The sequence below is a fragment of the Sporolactobacillus kofuensis genome (assembly GCF_024125425.1).
Classification (GTDB): Bacteria; Bacillota; Bacilli; order Bacillales; family Sporolactobacillaceae; genus Sporolactobacillus; species Sporolactobacillus kofuensis.
Window position 1 is genome coordinate 318,747 of the sequence record NZ_JAMXWN010000001.1, and the last position, 15,772, is coordinate 334,518.

Annotated in this window: 13 protein-coding genes and 1 riboswitch; of the genes, 10 read left to right on the forward strand and 3 right to left on the reverse strand. The window is 40.6% G+C overall.

The annotated features are described in order from the left end of the window. Positions 1 to 61: 61 nt before the first annotated feature. Positions 62 to 1,390 (reverse strand): GntP family permease, encoded by a 1,329-nt coding sequence (locus NIE32_RS01500; RefSeq protein WP_253052327.1) that lies wholly within the window; start codon positions 1,388 to 1,390, stop codon positions 62 to 64. 405 nt (positions 1,391 to 1,795) lie between these two features. On the opposite strand from NIE32_RS01500, the gene NIE32_RS01505 reads away from it, so the two are divergent. The 10 genes from NIE32_RS01505 to glnA all read left to right on the forward strand — a co-directional run bounded on the left by NIE32_RS01505 (position 1,796) and on the right by glnA (position 12,438). Continuing rightward, positions 1,796 to 2,494: a GntR family transcriptional regulator gene (locus NIE32_RS01505; RefSeq protein WP_253052329.1), complete on the forward strand. Its 699-nt coding sequence runs from the start codon at positions 1,796 to 1,798 to the stop codon at positions 2,492 to 2,494. Between the two features lie 128 nt (positions 2,495 to 2,622). After that, positions 2,623 to 4,152 (forward strand): gluconokinase, encoded by a 1,530-nt coding sequence (gene gntK, locus NIE32_RS01510; RefSeq protein WP_253052331.1) that lies wholly within the window; start codon positions 2,623 to 2,625, stop codon positions 4,150 to 4,152. A gap of 313 nt (positions 4,153 to 4,465) precedes the next feature. After that, positions 4,466 to 5,086 carry a DUF5052 family protein gene (locus NIE32_RS01515; RefSeq protein WP_253052268.1) on the forward strand — a complete coding sequence of 207 codons (621 nt, stop codon included), beginning with the start codon at positions 4,466 to 4,468 and terminating at the stop codon, positions 5,084 to 5,086. A gap of 278 nt (positions 5,087 to 5,364) precedes the next feature. Further along, positions 5,365 to 6,306, forward strand: coding sequence for a tRNA (adenosine(37)-N6)-dimethylallyltransferase MiaA (miaA, locus tag NIE32_RS01520; protein ID WP_253052270.1), 942 nt, complete (start codon positions 5,365 to 5,367; stop codon positions 6,304 to 6,306). A gap of 211 nt (positions 6,307 to 6,517) precedes the next feature. Next, positions 6,518 to 6,751 carry an RNA chaperone Hfq gene (gene hfq / locus NIE32_RS01525; RefSeq protein ID WP_253052273.1) on the forward strand — a complete coding sequence of 78 codons (234 nt, stop codon included), beginning with the start codon at positions 6,518 to 6,520 and terminating at the stop codon, positions 6,749 to 6,751. Between the two features lie 288 nt (positions 6,752 to 7,039). Then, the gene (locus NIE32_RS01530) at positions 7,040 to 7,990 is read left to right on the forward strand and encodes an AAA family ATPase (RefSeq protein WP_253052275.1); all 951 of its coding nucleotides are present in this window, start codon (positions 7,040 to 7,042) and stop codon (positions 7,988 to 7,990) included. A 24-nt stretch (positions 7,991 to 8,014) separates the two neighbouring features. Further along, complete coding sequence (hflX, locus tag NIE32_RS01535; RefSeq protein WP_253052277.1) at positions 8,015 to 9,268, forward strand: GTPase HflX; 1,254 nt, start codon at positions 8,015 to 8,017, stop codon at positions 9,266 to 9,268. A 2-nt stretch (positions 9,269 to 9,270) separates the two neighbouring features. After that, entirely contained in the window at positions 9,271 to 10,551 is a 1,281-nt protein-coding gene (locus NIE32_RS01540) for a methionine gamma-lyase family protein (RefSeq protein WP_253052279.1), read from the forward strand. A 104-nt stretch (positions 10,552 to 10,655) separates the two neighbouring features. Beyond that, complete coding sequence (locus NIE32_RS01545) at positions 10,656 to 11,042, forward strand: MerR family transcriptional regulator (protein ID WP_253052281.1); 387 nt, start codon at positions 10,656 to 10,658, stop codon at positions 11,040 to 11,042. Positions 11,043 to 11,103: 61 nt separating this feature from the next. Further along, positions 11,104 to 12,438: a type I glutamate--ammonia ligase gene (gene glnA, locus NIE32_RS01550; protein WP_253052283.1), complete on the forward strand. Its 1,335-nt coding sequence runs from the start codon at positions 11,104 to 11,106 to the stop codon at positions 12,436 to 12,438. 228 nt (positions 12,439 to 12,666) lie between these two features. Here glnA and NIE32_RS01555 read toward each other — a convergent pair whose 3' ends face one another. Continuing rightward, positions 12,667 to 13,293, reverse strand: coding sequence for a DUF421 domain-containing protein (locus NIE32_RS01555; RefSeq protein WP_253052285.1), 627 nt, complete (start codon positions 13,291 to 13,293; stop codon positions 12,667 to 12,669). A 355-nt stretch (positions 13,294 to 13,648) separates the two neighbouring features. Next, complete coding sequence (locus NIE32_RS01560; RefSeq protein WP_253052287.1) at positions 13,649 to 14,011, reverse strand: response regulator; 363 nt, start codon at positions 14,009 to 14,011, stop codon at positions 13,649 to 13,651. Between the two features lie 65 nt (positions 14,012 to 14,076). Continuing rightward, positions 14,077 to 14,164, reverse strand: a riboswitch (cyclic di-GMP riboswitch). Positions 14,165 to 15,772 lie beyond the last annotated feature (1,608 nt).

The following is a 15,772-nucleotide window of genomic DNA, read 5'->3' on the forward strand; positions in this document are numbered from 1 at the left end:
CAGCCGCAGACATCATTTGCGGCTGTTTCTATTAAATTACTTACTTTACATAGAAGTTGAGTTATACAAAAACATCTAAGATTAAAACCATCGCGAAAGCTGCAACCGATAGAATCGATTCCAAAACAGTCCATGTCTTAAACGTTTCTTTCAATGAAAGGCCTAAATATTCCTTGACCATCCAGAACCCCGCATCATTGACATGAGAGGCGAAAAGCGAACCCGCTCCTGTGGCAATAACCAACAGTTCAAGATTCACACCGGTCATATGCGCAACAATCGGAGCGACAATTCCGGCTGCTGTTGTCAAAGCAACGGTTGCTGATCCGGTCGCAACACGGATAAGCACTGCGATAACAAAGGCTAAAATCAATGGAGATAGTGAGAAATGAATGGCCATTCGGCTAATCACAGTTGCAATCCCACTGTCGATCAGAATTTGTTTAAATGCACCACCGGCACCGATGATGATAATGATTGAACCGACGGGAAGGATGCTATCCTCTGTAAACTTTCTAATTTGATCTTTCGTATTGCCCAATCGAAAACCAAGTAAGATATAAGCGATAAATACTGAAATCAATAGTGCTACGAGTGGACTACCGATAAATGCGAAAAGATGTTGAAATGTTTCGTTTTTTGTTAGATAGGATGCGAAAGATCCAAATAATAACAGAATAACAGGAAGGAGAATGATAAATGATGCCAATCCTGGACCGGGGATTGTAGCCGGATCTTTTTCTTCGACTTCAATGAGTTTCGGTTCATTAGCAGGCGTGACTTTTTTGTAAATCCATTTGGCAAACAATGGCCCAGCAATAATTCCTGATGGAACAGCGACGATAAGACCATAAAGGAGAACGGTACCCATATTCGCACCATAAATACTGATTGCAGCGATCGCCCCAGGATGAGGAGGAATAATACCGTGAACAATTGATAGCCCAGCAATGGCTGGAAGCGCAATCAGCAAAATGTTCTTTTTTGACTCATGATGGATGGAAATGACCAAAGGTAGAAGGATGAGAATACCGACTTCGAAGAATACCGGAATTCCGACGATGAATCCGGAAACAAACATAGCCCAGGGTAACAACTTATCACCGAAAATCTTAATAAAGAAATTCGCAATCGATGTTCCTCCACCCGATTCGGCGAGCATTTTCCCTAATATTGTCCCGAGTGCGAGAATACCGACTAAGTGCCCCATCACACCGCCAACACCCGTCTCATAACCGAGGACAATTTTGTCCCAAGACATACCGGAAAAAATAGCAAGGAATAGGCTGGCGACTGTTAAACTTATGAATGCATGCCACTTGAACCATGAAACACCAAGGATAACGAGAACGATTGACAATACAGTAATGATCAACAAGTATGCGTCTATGATAATCCCCTCCCGATTGATGAATGCGCTTACAGTTTACATTGATATTTTCGTTCGTGTATATTCATGATATTAATTTTTAAATTTAGTCGTTGATTCATTAGTTTTCTTTGATGAACGCTCTGCTCACTGATGAGGGGAGAAGATTATTTTTACATTCTATGATCGGTCATTTTTGCATACATTCAGAGAAGATGGAAGGCGTAGTGAAAGAGCTTGAACGATAAAAAGAGGTGGAACGTTGACAGCAGTGCAAAGGTGAGTAAATACTAATTGGTAAAACTGTAAGGGCTTACATTGTTTTTCGCAATACGGTACTTTATTGTTAATTAACTTGTCGACAAGTGTACTTGGCGCCCATGGCTCGTATAAAGTTAGGTCTTGGGTTGAACAGGAGTGAAGATGATGCTGCAGTTCCCGGAATTGTGGATGAACACTATATCGTTAGGTGAGCGCATTGCGAATGAATTGCGTCTGAAAATTCTAGAAAATAGTATTAAGCCTGGGGAAGTCTTATCAGAGAATCAAATCGCTCAATTATACGGCACAAGCCGGTCACCGGTGCGTGATGCGATGAAAGCACTTTCGAATGATGGATTGATTCATCTGGAGCGTATGGGGGCCGTCGTTCTCGGACTCAGTCAAAAAGATGTTCAAGAACTGTATGATATTCGTGAGATGATCGAAAATTTCGCCCAACAGCGCGTTTCAAGGAAAGATATGAGCACAGTGCTTCATTCGCTATGTCTGACTATTGATCAAATGGAATTAGCAGCTCGATATGATATGCACAGTAATTTTGCTTATTACGATCTAACTTTTCATGAAACAATAATCCGTCATGCTCGCCATCAACGTATTTTAAACCTTTGGAACGGCATGCGACCATTAATTATGGCGATCATTCTTGTAACAACTGAAGATGTCTTTGCACATGGAACAGAGCATACTGAATGGGTGATTGATAAACATCGTAAGATCGTTCGGGCGATGCAGACAGGAACGAGCGAAACCATAGAAAAATCAGTGGGCCGATATTTTGATGATTCAAAACGGACGCTCAATAAATCATTTCCTTTGAGAATAGATGAGGGAAGAGCTTGAATAACGTGGGAGATATAACCAGGTATTGAAGCCAACTTGGATTAAATTTAGGGTACTGTTCTTCGAAATGGAAAAAGATTAATCCAAAAGGATACACATGAAAGGGGAGCTGGGTAGTGACAAAATATATGATGGGTGTGGATATAGGAACGACAAGTACGAAAGCGGTTTTGTATCAAACCAATGGCACGATTGCTGCGTATGCAAATCATGGTTATCCACTCTATACACCGGATGCATTTACAGCTGAACAGGACCCTGAAGAGATCTTCTCAGCGGTCTTATCTGTAATTCATGATGCTGTTCAGAAAAGTAAGGTAGCTCCAGAGCAACTTTCATTTATTTCTTTTAGCTGTGCAATGCATAGTGTCATCCCCGTTGACGCAGATGGGAAACCACTAATGCGCTGTATTACCTGGGCGGATAATCGCAGTATTGACTGGTGTCAACGGCTGAAAACGGATCTTGGTGGACATGAGATCTATATGAAAACCGGAACACCGATCCATCCAATGTCCCCGCTTCCCAAGTTGCTCTGGATGAAACACGAGAATGCAGAGGTCTTTAACAAAGCTAAGAAATATATCTCAATCAAAGAATATATTTTTTATAAATTATTTAATCGATATGTCGTTGATCATTCCATAGCGTCATGTACAGGGTTAATGGAAATGAGAACGCTTAGCTGGCACCAAGACGCACTGGAAGTTGCGGGAATAAAGGAAGATCAGCTTTCTGAACTTGTACCAACGACCCAAATAATGATGGGAATAAATCCAGTATTTGCAGATAAGATGGGGATCAAAAAGGAAACCCCATTTATTGTAGGAGCGAGTGACGGTGTTCTATCGAATCTAGGCGTAAATGCAGTTGAGCCTGGTGTTGTCGCTGTTACCATTGGAACAAGTGGAGCTATTCGAACCGTCGTTGATAAACCAGTAGCTGATCCGAAAGAACGTCTCTTTTGTTATGAATTGACTGAAGATAAATGGGTAGTTGGTGGGCCAGTCAATAATGGCGGGGGAGTTCTGCGCTGGGCAAGGGACGAATTTGCAGCGTCAGAAGTCGAAACGGCAAAGCGGCTGGGGATCAGCCCCTATGATGTACTGACACGAATGGCTGCCCGCGTACAAACGGGTTCAGATGGTCTCATCTTCCAACCGTACTTCAGCGGTGAGCGTGCACCGCTCTGGAATCCAAATGCACGGGGTGCTTTCTTTGGTTTGACTTTACATCATCAGAAGCAGCACATGATCCGTGCAGTACTCGAAGGTATTATCTATAATCTCTACAGTGTCATGCTGGCCATGAGAGAGAGAACAGGCGAGCCGAAAAAGATCCAGGCGACCGGAGGTTTTGCTCGTTCTGAACTCTGGCGCCAGATGATGGCAGACATTTTTGCTCAGCCGGTGAATGTACCTGAGAGTTTTGAAAGTTCGTGTTTGGGTGCAGCCGTCCTTGGACTTTACGCGACCGGAGAAACGGACAATCTTGGCATCGTCGCATCTATGATAGGGTCAGTGAATAGTCATCAACCGATAAAAGAAAATGTTGACGTGTATGAGCGACTCTTCCCAATTTTTCTGAGACTATCGAGAAAACTCAGTGATGAGTGGAAGGATATTGCAGCATTCCAACATGAGCAGTTTACTAATTAAGTATAGGGTCAAAAAATTTCTATTGAATGATATAAGATTGCTCAACATTTTAAGGAGTTATTAAGAATTATTTATTATGATAAATACATGAAAGCAACACCCTCCTTAATTATTCGGCCTTGACAGGGTCTAATATTTTTACAGTAGCATTTAACACTTGTGCTCGAGTTGGCATTCCGTTCCAATGTGGATGTTCAGCTCTTTTTTTATGTTCACCGAATCTCTGTCTGGAGACGGATGACAGATTCATACCCATTAGCTATGCTGGTAGCAGAAGTATCCATGACTCTTTGGGTAGACAGGAGAAAATAAAGTGAAGAAAAATGTGAAAGCTATTATTATTGCGGGGCTATTGGTTATAACATTGATTGGACTTAGCGGGTGTCAAGTTTGGGATATGTTCACGACACAAATTGAAGGATCATTAAAAGGACTAGACGTCACCATGCAAACCTATGATGCGGATGGCGAGCCAATTGATTCCCTACACGGAATCTCGGGTTCTATTACGAGAGATACAAAGTTTGACCAAACCAATGAGAAAGGGGAAACAACAAAGCAATCTTCTGTACTAAATATTACTATTGGTGGGAATCAAGTGGTCCATGTCGGCAGCACGTTAATTATGTATGAAAAAGGGCTTCAGGATGTGATGAACAAATTGCCGAAAAAGGCACTTGTTGAGAATCAGGATCGTAGTTACCCGTTCATCAATCGTGTAGTTAATAATTTTCATAACTATTTTGATGGTCGATCTAAAGTGATTTTAATCCGTTCACAGCTTGGAAAACCAATCGCAACTTTTGCTGGAAATCATGTCTCTTATTTCGCTACGGAAGTGCCTAATTCAACGGGATTGATCATTGATGGCAAATATCTATTTATCTATCGATGTGATTTTACCATGTATGATACGAAACTGTTAAAAAAATAATAGATGAGAAGAGACGTCCAAACCTCATTCTTCACTTATAATATTTTCAAAAAAACTGCTTGATAATAGGAACTAACGTTCGTATAATGATGATAAGAAGACGTGATGAGAAGAGGCGACGTTGTCGTAATGATTTCTCAATCTGTTGGTCATGGTGGTTAAATCAGTGTCTTATCGGGATCATATCCGGCGTCTTGCCACATTCGCCATGATTCATAAATGGTTCATCATTAATGAGTTATGCTATACTGAAACCAACTTTATTTTGGGAGTCGGTTATGAATAGAAAGATCATTGTAATCGTTGGTCCGACAGCGGTCGGAAAAACTAAACTTGGCGTTGAATTGGCAAAGCGCTTTAGCAGTGAAGTAATTAACGGAGACGCATTTCAGATTTATCGAGGTATGGATATCGGTACGGCAAAAGTGACCATTGAAGAAGCCGAGGGTATTCCGCATCATCTTATTGATATTTGTGATCCGAATGAGGATTATTCGGCGGCTGATTATCAGCGAGATGCGCGCTTAGTCATTCAAGAAATGGCTAATGAAGACAAGTTGCCTATTGTAGTTGGTGGAACCGGCCTATACATAAAGGCCGCGCTCTTTAATTATCAATTTTCTTCGAGTGGGTCCAATCCTGACTATCGGCGGCAATTAGTAGCATTCGTAAAAGAACACGGCGAACAAGAACTGTACGAACGTTTGAAAAAGGTAGATCCCGTTGCAGCACAAAGGATTCACCCGAATAATCTTGTTCGAGTGATGCGCGCACTTGAAGTTTACCATGAAACAGGTCAGCCATTTAGTGCCCATGCGCAACATGAAACGGAACAGTCTCTTTATCCTTTTCTATGCGTTGGTTTGACGATGGAACGTTCTCGTTTATATTCGCGTATTAATCAACGCGTGGATCAAATGATATCAGATGGGTTACTCGATGAGGCAGAGTCTTTGTATCGGTTGGGGTATCAGAAGACTCAGGCCATGCAAGCAATTGGCTATAAGGAATTTATTCCCTATTTTAATGGATCTGTTTCCTTAGAGGAAGCTGTAGATCAGCTAAAGAAGAATTCCCGTCATTATGCAAAGCGACAATTAACCTGGTTTAGGCGACAGATGCCTGTGCATTGGTTTGACATGACGGAAGCTATCGAGGATTTTCCATCAAAAGCAGACGAAATTTACCACTTCGTGGAGAAAAGTTTCATCACTAAATGATTCAAGGCATGTTTTCTAACATTTCTTGATCGTTTTTGTAGCAAACTTTGCAAATGATGGAAATTTAAAATATAATCATTTTGTAAGATCTTTCTGACTGGACAATTTTTTCCTTCTCAGAGATAAAGATCAGACAAATTGATGTTCCTTGCAGGATAATTTAACACCAAATCGAATTAGTGTTAGTTAGAGAGAAAAGAGGAGGAATAAAATGAAACAGTCAATCAACATCCAAGATACTTTCTTGAATCAGTTGCGAAAAGAAGGAACGTTTGTGACCGTCTTTCTTGTTAGCGGTTTTCAATTGAAAGGAAAAGTTAAAGGCTTCGATAATTTCACGGTGCTCTTGGAGAGCGATGGCAAACAGCAGTTGATTTTCAAGCATGCGATTTCCACTTTTACTCCATCAAAGCCTGTAAACTGGACAAGTCAAGACGAGTCATAATAGATTCTGGGGAGGCAGCGATTACGCTGTCTTTTCTTTATGTTGAAAAGCAATTGTAGAATGCAAGTTAGGCGGTCATTGGGTCTGTGATTCCAAACTGTTCGATCAAGTTTTTGTTGGGTTACTTTAATTCTTAATTGCAGATGGTTATCATAAGATAAATCAGTCCAGTCTTTTCACAATCGCCATGGGCGTTTGTCACAGGCGCGTTCCGGCCAGCGTATACATAAGCGACGCAGGTGAAATTATGAGACTTGAACCACAGAACAACAGTGAGGTGATCGGTCCGTGCGAGAAGCCTATACGTTCACGAAGAAAAGCCAAATTAATGTTGTGTTTAATCAAAAAGCAGAGAAAAGCGCAGCACCGTTTCCTGTTGATGAACGTGTGACCCATGAGCCGCTTGAAAAGTTAGAAACAAAGCTCAATCAACTGGTAGGAATGGATGAAATAAAACAGTTCGTACGGGAACTTTACGCTTGGCTCTATATCTATCGGAAACGTGAAGAAGTACAATTGAAGGTGCAGAAACATTCATTTCATATGTTGTTCAAAGGTAATCCGGGCACGGGGAAAACGACTGTTGCACGGCTGATCAGCGATTTATTCCGAGAAATGGACATCTTGACGAAAGGCCATTTGATTGAGGCAGAACGTGCAGATCTTGTTGGTGAGTACATCGGACAGACCGCACAAAAAACGAGAGATTTAGTGAAACGTTCGCTTGGCGGAGTACTTTTTATTGATGAGGCGTATTCACTCTCCCGTGGCGGAGAGAAGGATTTTGGGAAGGAAGCTATTGACACACTGGTCAAACAAATGGAAGATCATAAGGATGAATTTATCCTAATCTTAGCCGGATATTCCGACGAAATGGATGAATTTCTTCAGATGAATCCGGGGCTTTCTTCGCGCTTTCCAATGATTATGTCTTTTCCTGATTATTCAGGAGTTGAACTGTTGGAAATTGCAAAACAAATGATTCATGATCGGGAATATTCGTTAACTGCCGAAGCTCAAAAGAAACTTTTCCGGTTGCTTCAACAAAAAGCAGCCGGCATTGAACCCCACTTCAGTAATGGACGTTTCGTACGTAACTTAATTGAAAAAATGATTCGTCAACAGGCAGTCCGCCTCGTACGTGAACATAGTTTCGATCGTGACGCGCTTCTCACGCTTCGCGCTTGTGATCTGAACATTGAAGACGGATCGACATTTTCAAAAGTTGATGAGGCATAATGCAGAAATAGAGAGAGGTACTTTATGGAAAATGTAATCCTAGTTGCATGTCAGCTACCCTCCCAATCTGATGATCATTTCGAATCATCACTTCAGGAGCTTGAGGCACTAACAAAGACAGCGGATGGTCAAGTTGTTGCCGTTGTCACTCAAAAGAGACAAAAAATCGATTCCGCGACTTACATTGGAAGCGGGAAATTACAAGAACTAGACGCATTGGAAAAGCAATTAGGAGCAGGCACAATCATTTTTAACGGTGAACTGACACCTGCACAGCAGGGAAGGCTCAGCGCATTGCTTTATGCAAAAGTATTGGACAGGACTCAGTTAATCTTAGATATCTTCGCAATGCGAGCGCGCTCTAGAGAAGGAAAATTACAGGTTGAATTGGCTCAACTTCAGTATCTACTTCCAAGGCTTAGCGGCATGGGTGAATCCATGTCAAGACTCGGTGGTGGTATTGGCACACGTGGTCCTGGTGAAACCAAATTGGAGACTGATCGACGCTATATCCGCAATAGAATGAAAGATATCAGTAATCAATTGAAGACAGTTGTACAGCATCGCAAACGCTATCGTGAACGACGGCTCGCAAATAACCAATGTCAGGTGGTACTTGTAGGGTATACCAATGCAGGAAAATCTACATTGTTTAATCAACTCACTGCGGCACGGACCTACGCAGAAAACCAGCTTTTTGCAACGTTAGATCCTTTAACACGGAAAATGAATCTGCCGAATGGTTTTATCAGTTTATTATCAGACACTGTTGGTTTTATTCAGCAACTACCAACACAACTTGTTGCCGCTTTTCGTTCCACATTAGAGGAAGTCTCAGGTGCTCAGCTCATCGTGCACGTTCTTGATGCTTCTGATCCGGATTTGATCACTCATGAACAAACGGTCAAACAATTACTTGTAGAGCTAGGTGCTGATGATCTTCCGATGTTAACTCTCTATAATAAAAAAGATTTATTGCAAACGCCTTTTATTGTTCCAAAAGGTTCTTTGCTTGTTTCAGCGAGAAATTTGAATGACCGCGATCAGATTCTTGAAGCAGTCGAAAATATGCTGATTGAGCAGATGGTACCGTTCCAAACGATGATACCTGCGGACGAAGGCAAATTATTAAATGAAATAAAGCTAAATACAGTTCTAAAAAAACAAAGTTATAATGAAGAAACTCAGGCTTTTGAAGTTGAAGGATTTGTCTTTCCGGAGACGCCGATTGCCTCTAAGTTATTAAAAGATATAGGTACAACAGATGAGGAGCTATAATAATGTTTGATGCACTTGCTTTTGGAGATCAATTAAAGAAATTGGCAGAAGGTGTTGAGCAACAGATTGCTGAGCGATTGAAGGCCATTGATGCCATTGCACTAGAAAATCAATATCGCGTGTTAACCAGTTTTAGAAAAAACAAAATTAGTGATGCTCATTTTAGCGGAACGACTGGTTATGGCTATGATGATTTTGGCCGTGAAGGCATAGAGGCCGTGTACGCAGACTGTCTTGGAGCAGAATCCGGGCTTGTTCGTTCACAGATGATTTCAGGTACACATGCGATTACAACCGCACTTTTTGGAATTCTTCGACCAAATGATGAGTTAATCTACATAACTGGTAAACCTTATGACACATTAGAAGGTGTAATTGGTATTTCCGGGAACAGTCACGGATCTTTGAAGGACTTCGGAGTCGATTTTCGCTCGATTCCACTGAAGCATGGAAAGATTGATACAGACTATGTCAATCGCACGATTTCTTCGAAAACAAAAATGATCGCAATCCAACGCTCATGTGGTTATGACAACCGTCCGTCAATCCCGGTTGATCAAATAGGTAAAGCTATTGCATCAATTAAAAAGGAACATCCGAATGTCATCGTTTTTGTGGACAACTGTTACGGCGAATTTACTGAAACGATTGAGCCATGCCATGTTGGGGCTGATTTAATGGCTGGTTCATTGATCAAAAATCCTGGCGGCGGGTTGGCAAAATCTGGTGGCTACATCGTCGGAAGAGAAGAATTCGTCTCAATGTGTGCTGAGAGACTGACAGCCCCTGGACTTGGAAAAGAAGTAGGGCCATCTTTGAATGAATTAAAGGATCAATATCAAGGATTTTTCCTTGCCCCTCACATGGTTGCTCAAGCACTGAAAGGGGCAGTATTCACATCCGCGCTTATGGAGAAGTTAGGCATGGAAACAGCTCCTTCATGGCAAACCGTGCGGACGGATTTAATTCAAAGCGTTACATTTCATGACCCAGATCTCATGACTGCATTTTGTCAGGCTGTGCAAATGGCATCACCAATTAACGCACATGTACTCCCTTATCCGAGCCCAATGCCTGGTTACACAAGTGATGTAATTATGGCTGCAGGTACATTTATTCAAGGAGCGAGTCTGGAACTGACCGCAGATGGACCGCTTCGCCCGCCCTATACGTTATATGTTCAAGGTGGATTAACCTATGAACACGTGAAAGCAGCAATGATGGTGGCTGTTAACCATTTGTTTGAAACCCATCTGTTGAATCCAGATCACGTGCAATTGTGACAAATTTCTTAAATCAGTATCGTTAAACGTGAGATAAGCTAACATGGTTTGACAACTAATAGGCTGACCGTTATAATGTGATTAAGAAAGGGGCGTGAGGCGAGATGGCTGATAATGTGCGCCGTTCAATGCCTTTATTCTCAATGGGCATTGTGCAGAAACTGACCGGACTTACGGCCAGACAGATCCGCTATTACGAGGAAAATGACTTGATTCGTCCTGAACGTACAGCGGGAAATCGCCGCGTCTTTTCTTTCAATGATGTTGATCGACTTCTGGATATTAAGTCACTCTTAGATGAAGGCGTGAACTTGGCGGGTATAAGGCGAGAGCTTAGTGAAAAGCCTTTGGAAGCGAACAGCCCTGCGGAGGAAAAGAAGGCAGTGTCTGATGCTGATTTGATGAAATTCCTGAAGTCTGAGCTTGTTCAAGCAGGTAAGTATGGTAAGGCATCGTTAATACAAGGGGAGCTGTCACGGTTCTTTCGGTGATTGCGATCTGTGTATATAAATTTTTAAGAAAACAGAAACTTATCTTTGGGGAGGATCTTGAATGGCAAAGTTTACAAAAGAAGACATCATTTCTAAGGTAAATGAAGCAAACGTGAAATTCATCCGTTTGCAATTCACTGATTTGCTCGGAATTATCAAAAATGTTGAAATTCCTGTAAGTCAGCTCGAAAAAGCGTTGGATAACAAAATTATGTTTGACGGCTCTTCAATCGAAGGTTTTGTAAGAATTGAAGAATCGGACATGCTTTTGTACCCAGACTATGACAGCTTCGTCGTATTCCCTTGGACAGCAGAAAAAGGAAAAGTTGCTCGACTGATTTGTGATATCCACAAGACAGACGGCACGCCATTCCCTGGAGATCCTCGTTCGGTATTGAAAGCTCAATTAGCCGAAATGGAAAAACTAGGTTTTACATCTTTCAACATCGGACCTGAACCGGAATTCTTCCTCTTCAAGATGGATGAAAACGGCGAACCGACACTCGATCTTAATGATAAAGGCGGTTACTTCGACCTTGCTCCTACGGACCTTGGCGAAAATTGCCGTCGTGATATCGTTCTTGAACTCGAAGATATGGGCTTTGAAATTGAAGCTTCCCACCACGAAGTGGCTCCGGGTCAGCACGAAATCGACTTCAAATATGCTGATGCAGTAAAAACATGTGATAACATCCAAACATTCAAATTGGTTGTTAAAACGATTGCACGTAAACACGGACTTCATGCAACATTCATGCCGAAACCTCTGTTCGGTGTCAATGGTTCAGGTATGCACTCGAACATGTCTTTATTCACAGGCAAAGAAAATGCTTTCTATGATGAATCTGCTGAAGACGGACTCAGTGCTACAGCAAAGGCATTCATTGCCGGCGTTCTGAAACATGCTCGTGCATTCACAGCGATTACCAACCCGACGGTTAACTCATTTAAACGTTTGGTTCCTGGCTATGAAGCACCAAGCTATGTTGCATGGTCTTTGAGCAACCGTAGTGCATTGGTTCGTATTCCTGCTTCTCGTGGCTTAAGCACTCGTATCGAAGTGCGTAGTGTTGACCCTGCAACAAACCCATACCTCGCTATGGCTGTTATGCTTGCAGCAGGACTTGACGGAATCAAAGAAAAATTGACTCCAGCTGCATCTGTTGACCGTAGCATCTATGTCATGACTGACGAAGATCGTGAAGAACTTGGTATTCACGAATTACCTTCATCTTTGAAAGAAGCATTAGACGTATTCAATTCTGACGAAGTAATCACAGCTGCACTTGGTGAACATACAGTTTCCCACTTCAACGATGCTAAAGAAATTGAATGGGATATGTTCCGCACTCAGGTACATCCTTGGGAACGCGAACAATACATGGAACAATATTAATCAACTAGAAATACAAAGACCCCTTGAGCCATATGGCTTGAGGGGTCTTTGCTATAACTGCTTAAATACCATCTTAGCAGGAACATTAGAGGAGACTTCCAATCGCAAGTTGCTCATTGATCGTTTAGTCAGTCTTGATTAGGAACAAGGTGTGCTGACAGGAATAACAACAGGTATTAAATTGTCGGAAATTGAACAATTCGAAGTGATTCATGAGCGGTGAGGACATTAGTTAAGCTGATCAGAATTTGACGAACTATGTCCTTTCTTAACTTCGGTAAAAAGATTAGAAACTTGATTCGTTAATTTATTGTTTTCCGGAGGTTTAGTTTTCGTGTCATTCAATTGTGAGATAAGCTGATTGAGTAATTCATAAATCTTATCCGTGTCTTCTTTCGTTGCAAATTTCTTTTTATCAGTAAGTAGATAACCTAATTGTCCGCTTGGTTCAATAGTCGCCCATTGTACATCGGTTATCTTTTCAATACCATTTTGCCTTAGACTCATTTCTAGGTCATCTACCGAAATACGTAACTTTTTTAGATTTTTTTGATTTAATGCCCCATTTTCTATAACTATTTTGGAGCGTCCAGTGATTAACGCTTCGGTAAAGTCCCATTTCATTTGAATTAATTCAATGATGATCAGGGTTAAAACCAATATAGAGGCAAGTACAAAAGTAAGCCAGATGTTTCTGTTGCTTATTATCGGTTGTATAAGTAACGTACCAATTGAAATCATTATAACCGTATGGGAAGTCGTCATTTGAGAAATGGAGCTTCTTCCTAAAAGCCGCAATAAAAAGATACCACAAACAATAATTAATACTGCTTTCCATATCAAATTTAAATCCATCACTGTTCACCGCCAATGTATTAACTATTATTAGAAAAATTGGCTTATAAATATACATCTTTTAAGTGATGAAATTTGTTTGCGACAGCGGAAAACGACTGAACCTATTGATAAAATGGGGGAAAGAAACGCATCGCGTCAAAGGCGGTGGCTTAAGCTAAAGTAGGGAGATATGGTGGACGCAAGCAGATGTAAGAATATAAGCAAATGCTGCAAGATCTGAAAGCAAAGTCATTATGACGCCACGGATTCGGAAGACGATAAGTCAATCATTGGCGGAATGATGAATTCGATGATTCAATTCTTGATGCTTTGAAAGGATTAAAGGCATTGGATCAAACGTCACGCACTGATTTTAATAGTGTAAGACACTTTTTAATTTTTCATTGAGATCATCAAAAAAAGGTTTTAACACAAATTCTTTGGCACCGAATTGTATGGCTTCAATTACTAATTGTTCGCTGCCTAATGATGAACACATGATTACTTTTGCTTTCGGGTCTAGCTTCATAATTCTTCGCAAAGCATCGATCCCAGATAGAAGAGGCATAGTAATATCCATAATCACGAGGTCAGGGTGAAGGGTACTGTATTGATCAACGGCTTCAAGCCCATTTGACGCTTCACCAGCAATGCAGAAGAGCGATGAATCTATTTTGTTTCGAATAAATGTTCTCATAAATCGCGAATCATCTACAATTAAAATAGTCTTTAACAAATTGTTACCTCATCTACGTAATAAGGGCAAATTTAAAGTCAGTATTAACTTGAACAGGAGAATCTCCTGGCAACCCGGCTACCATGGCAAAATGAATGCTGTAGGTCCGTGGCTTTGCGTCTAATACTTTCGTAAAATTTGCCTTGATAGTTATATTATCACAAAAAGTGGAGAGACACTCAATACATTTATTATGCGCAACAATAGAAGGTGATCGATCAGCGCATTTTTTTAAACGCCCCACGTTCGTTTTTCGTGATTTGGTAAGCTCTAAAATAGGCGACGATTAAGTCTCTTCATGGTGGTACATTTCATCAGTTTGGGAGTTATTTTAGAAGAAAATGAATAGAAAAGCTGGAAGCAAAGATAACACAAATACCGATGGCCCAAAGGATTATTCCTATTCTTTTTCTCGTTTCATTTTGTTGGAAAATTTTTAAATAGCGAATCAGTAAACCAATGAAAACGAAGGAAAATCCTACCCATTCAAGGATAATTAAAAAAGCATGCATGACGGTTCCTCCATAAAACAGTTTGTATGCAAAGATGGAAACAAATCCATTTATAAGCTATGAGCGTATAATATGAGACATTTTATCATAGAGAAGGAGGTTTTTACTAGAGACTACTAAATAAATTTTTGAATTTACTGAGGAATACTCCTATTAAATAAAAATACCATAAATAAATTATGTAAACTAAATCCCAAACATTGATTCTAATTTTATTATTATAAGTGCATAGGTTAAAATGCACCATTTGTGTTGTTTAGGAATATCAAATAACGACCATGCTGATATGGCGTGTTTTCTACTGATAATGTCATAAAGGATGGATAGAAATGAAACAACCTGCACTGCAACAAAAGGAACGAATACCGTGGGATGAAAAAATTAAATTAATCAGGCTGTTTATGAACATTTACCGAAATAACCGCAAACAACAACCGATACTACGTTCAACAAAAATTGCATATCGCTATTGTCACATGATATGGAGAGACAATTTTGGCAAGCCTTCGAAATGATCTGTTGATAATCCCTACATGTACTAATGAATAAAGAAAGAGAGCCTGAGGTAACACTAGCTGAGGCTCTTTTTCTGTTATGACCTTGCCTATAAACGTTAAGTAGACCAATGTAATCATTGAGAGAATCAAGCGTTACCTTTAAAAAACATATAGTTTTTCATTCGCTAACGCTCCCCGGCAATATAAAAGTGGTATAGATTCATGGACAGCCACAACGTGATGGATAGGGTATGTAAGCAGCTCCCATTGGAATACGCATCATCGAAGATTGTTTACAGAGTAAGCTCATGAAAATAATAAACGTGAATGCGTGATCATGCGTGATTCCGCATTAAAAAGTGCGGGAAGGCGCATCATAAATTCGTTGTTCATTCGTAAGCATACGAGATATGATAATGATGGTAAAAGGATACAATTCCTTTACTGGCCGGATTTGAGGTGAAGAAATGGATGTCCTTCAGCAAATCATGCCCCAAATACTTATGATTATTGGTAACGTGTCTGATTGAAGTTACGTTGCTATCTTACTTATCTCCTTTGATCACATTCCCCTTGTTTTGATAGATTTGCGATGTGCACCATGCATTCACCTTAAATTCTTTTTTTATTTATTTTTTACCTGAGTCACAGTTGAGACTGATGCTTGGGAATGATAGTGAAATTATGTTAATGCGAACAATGATCGTGAGTTATATGCAATAACTCCCCAATCAATAATTGATCCCCATAGG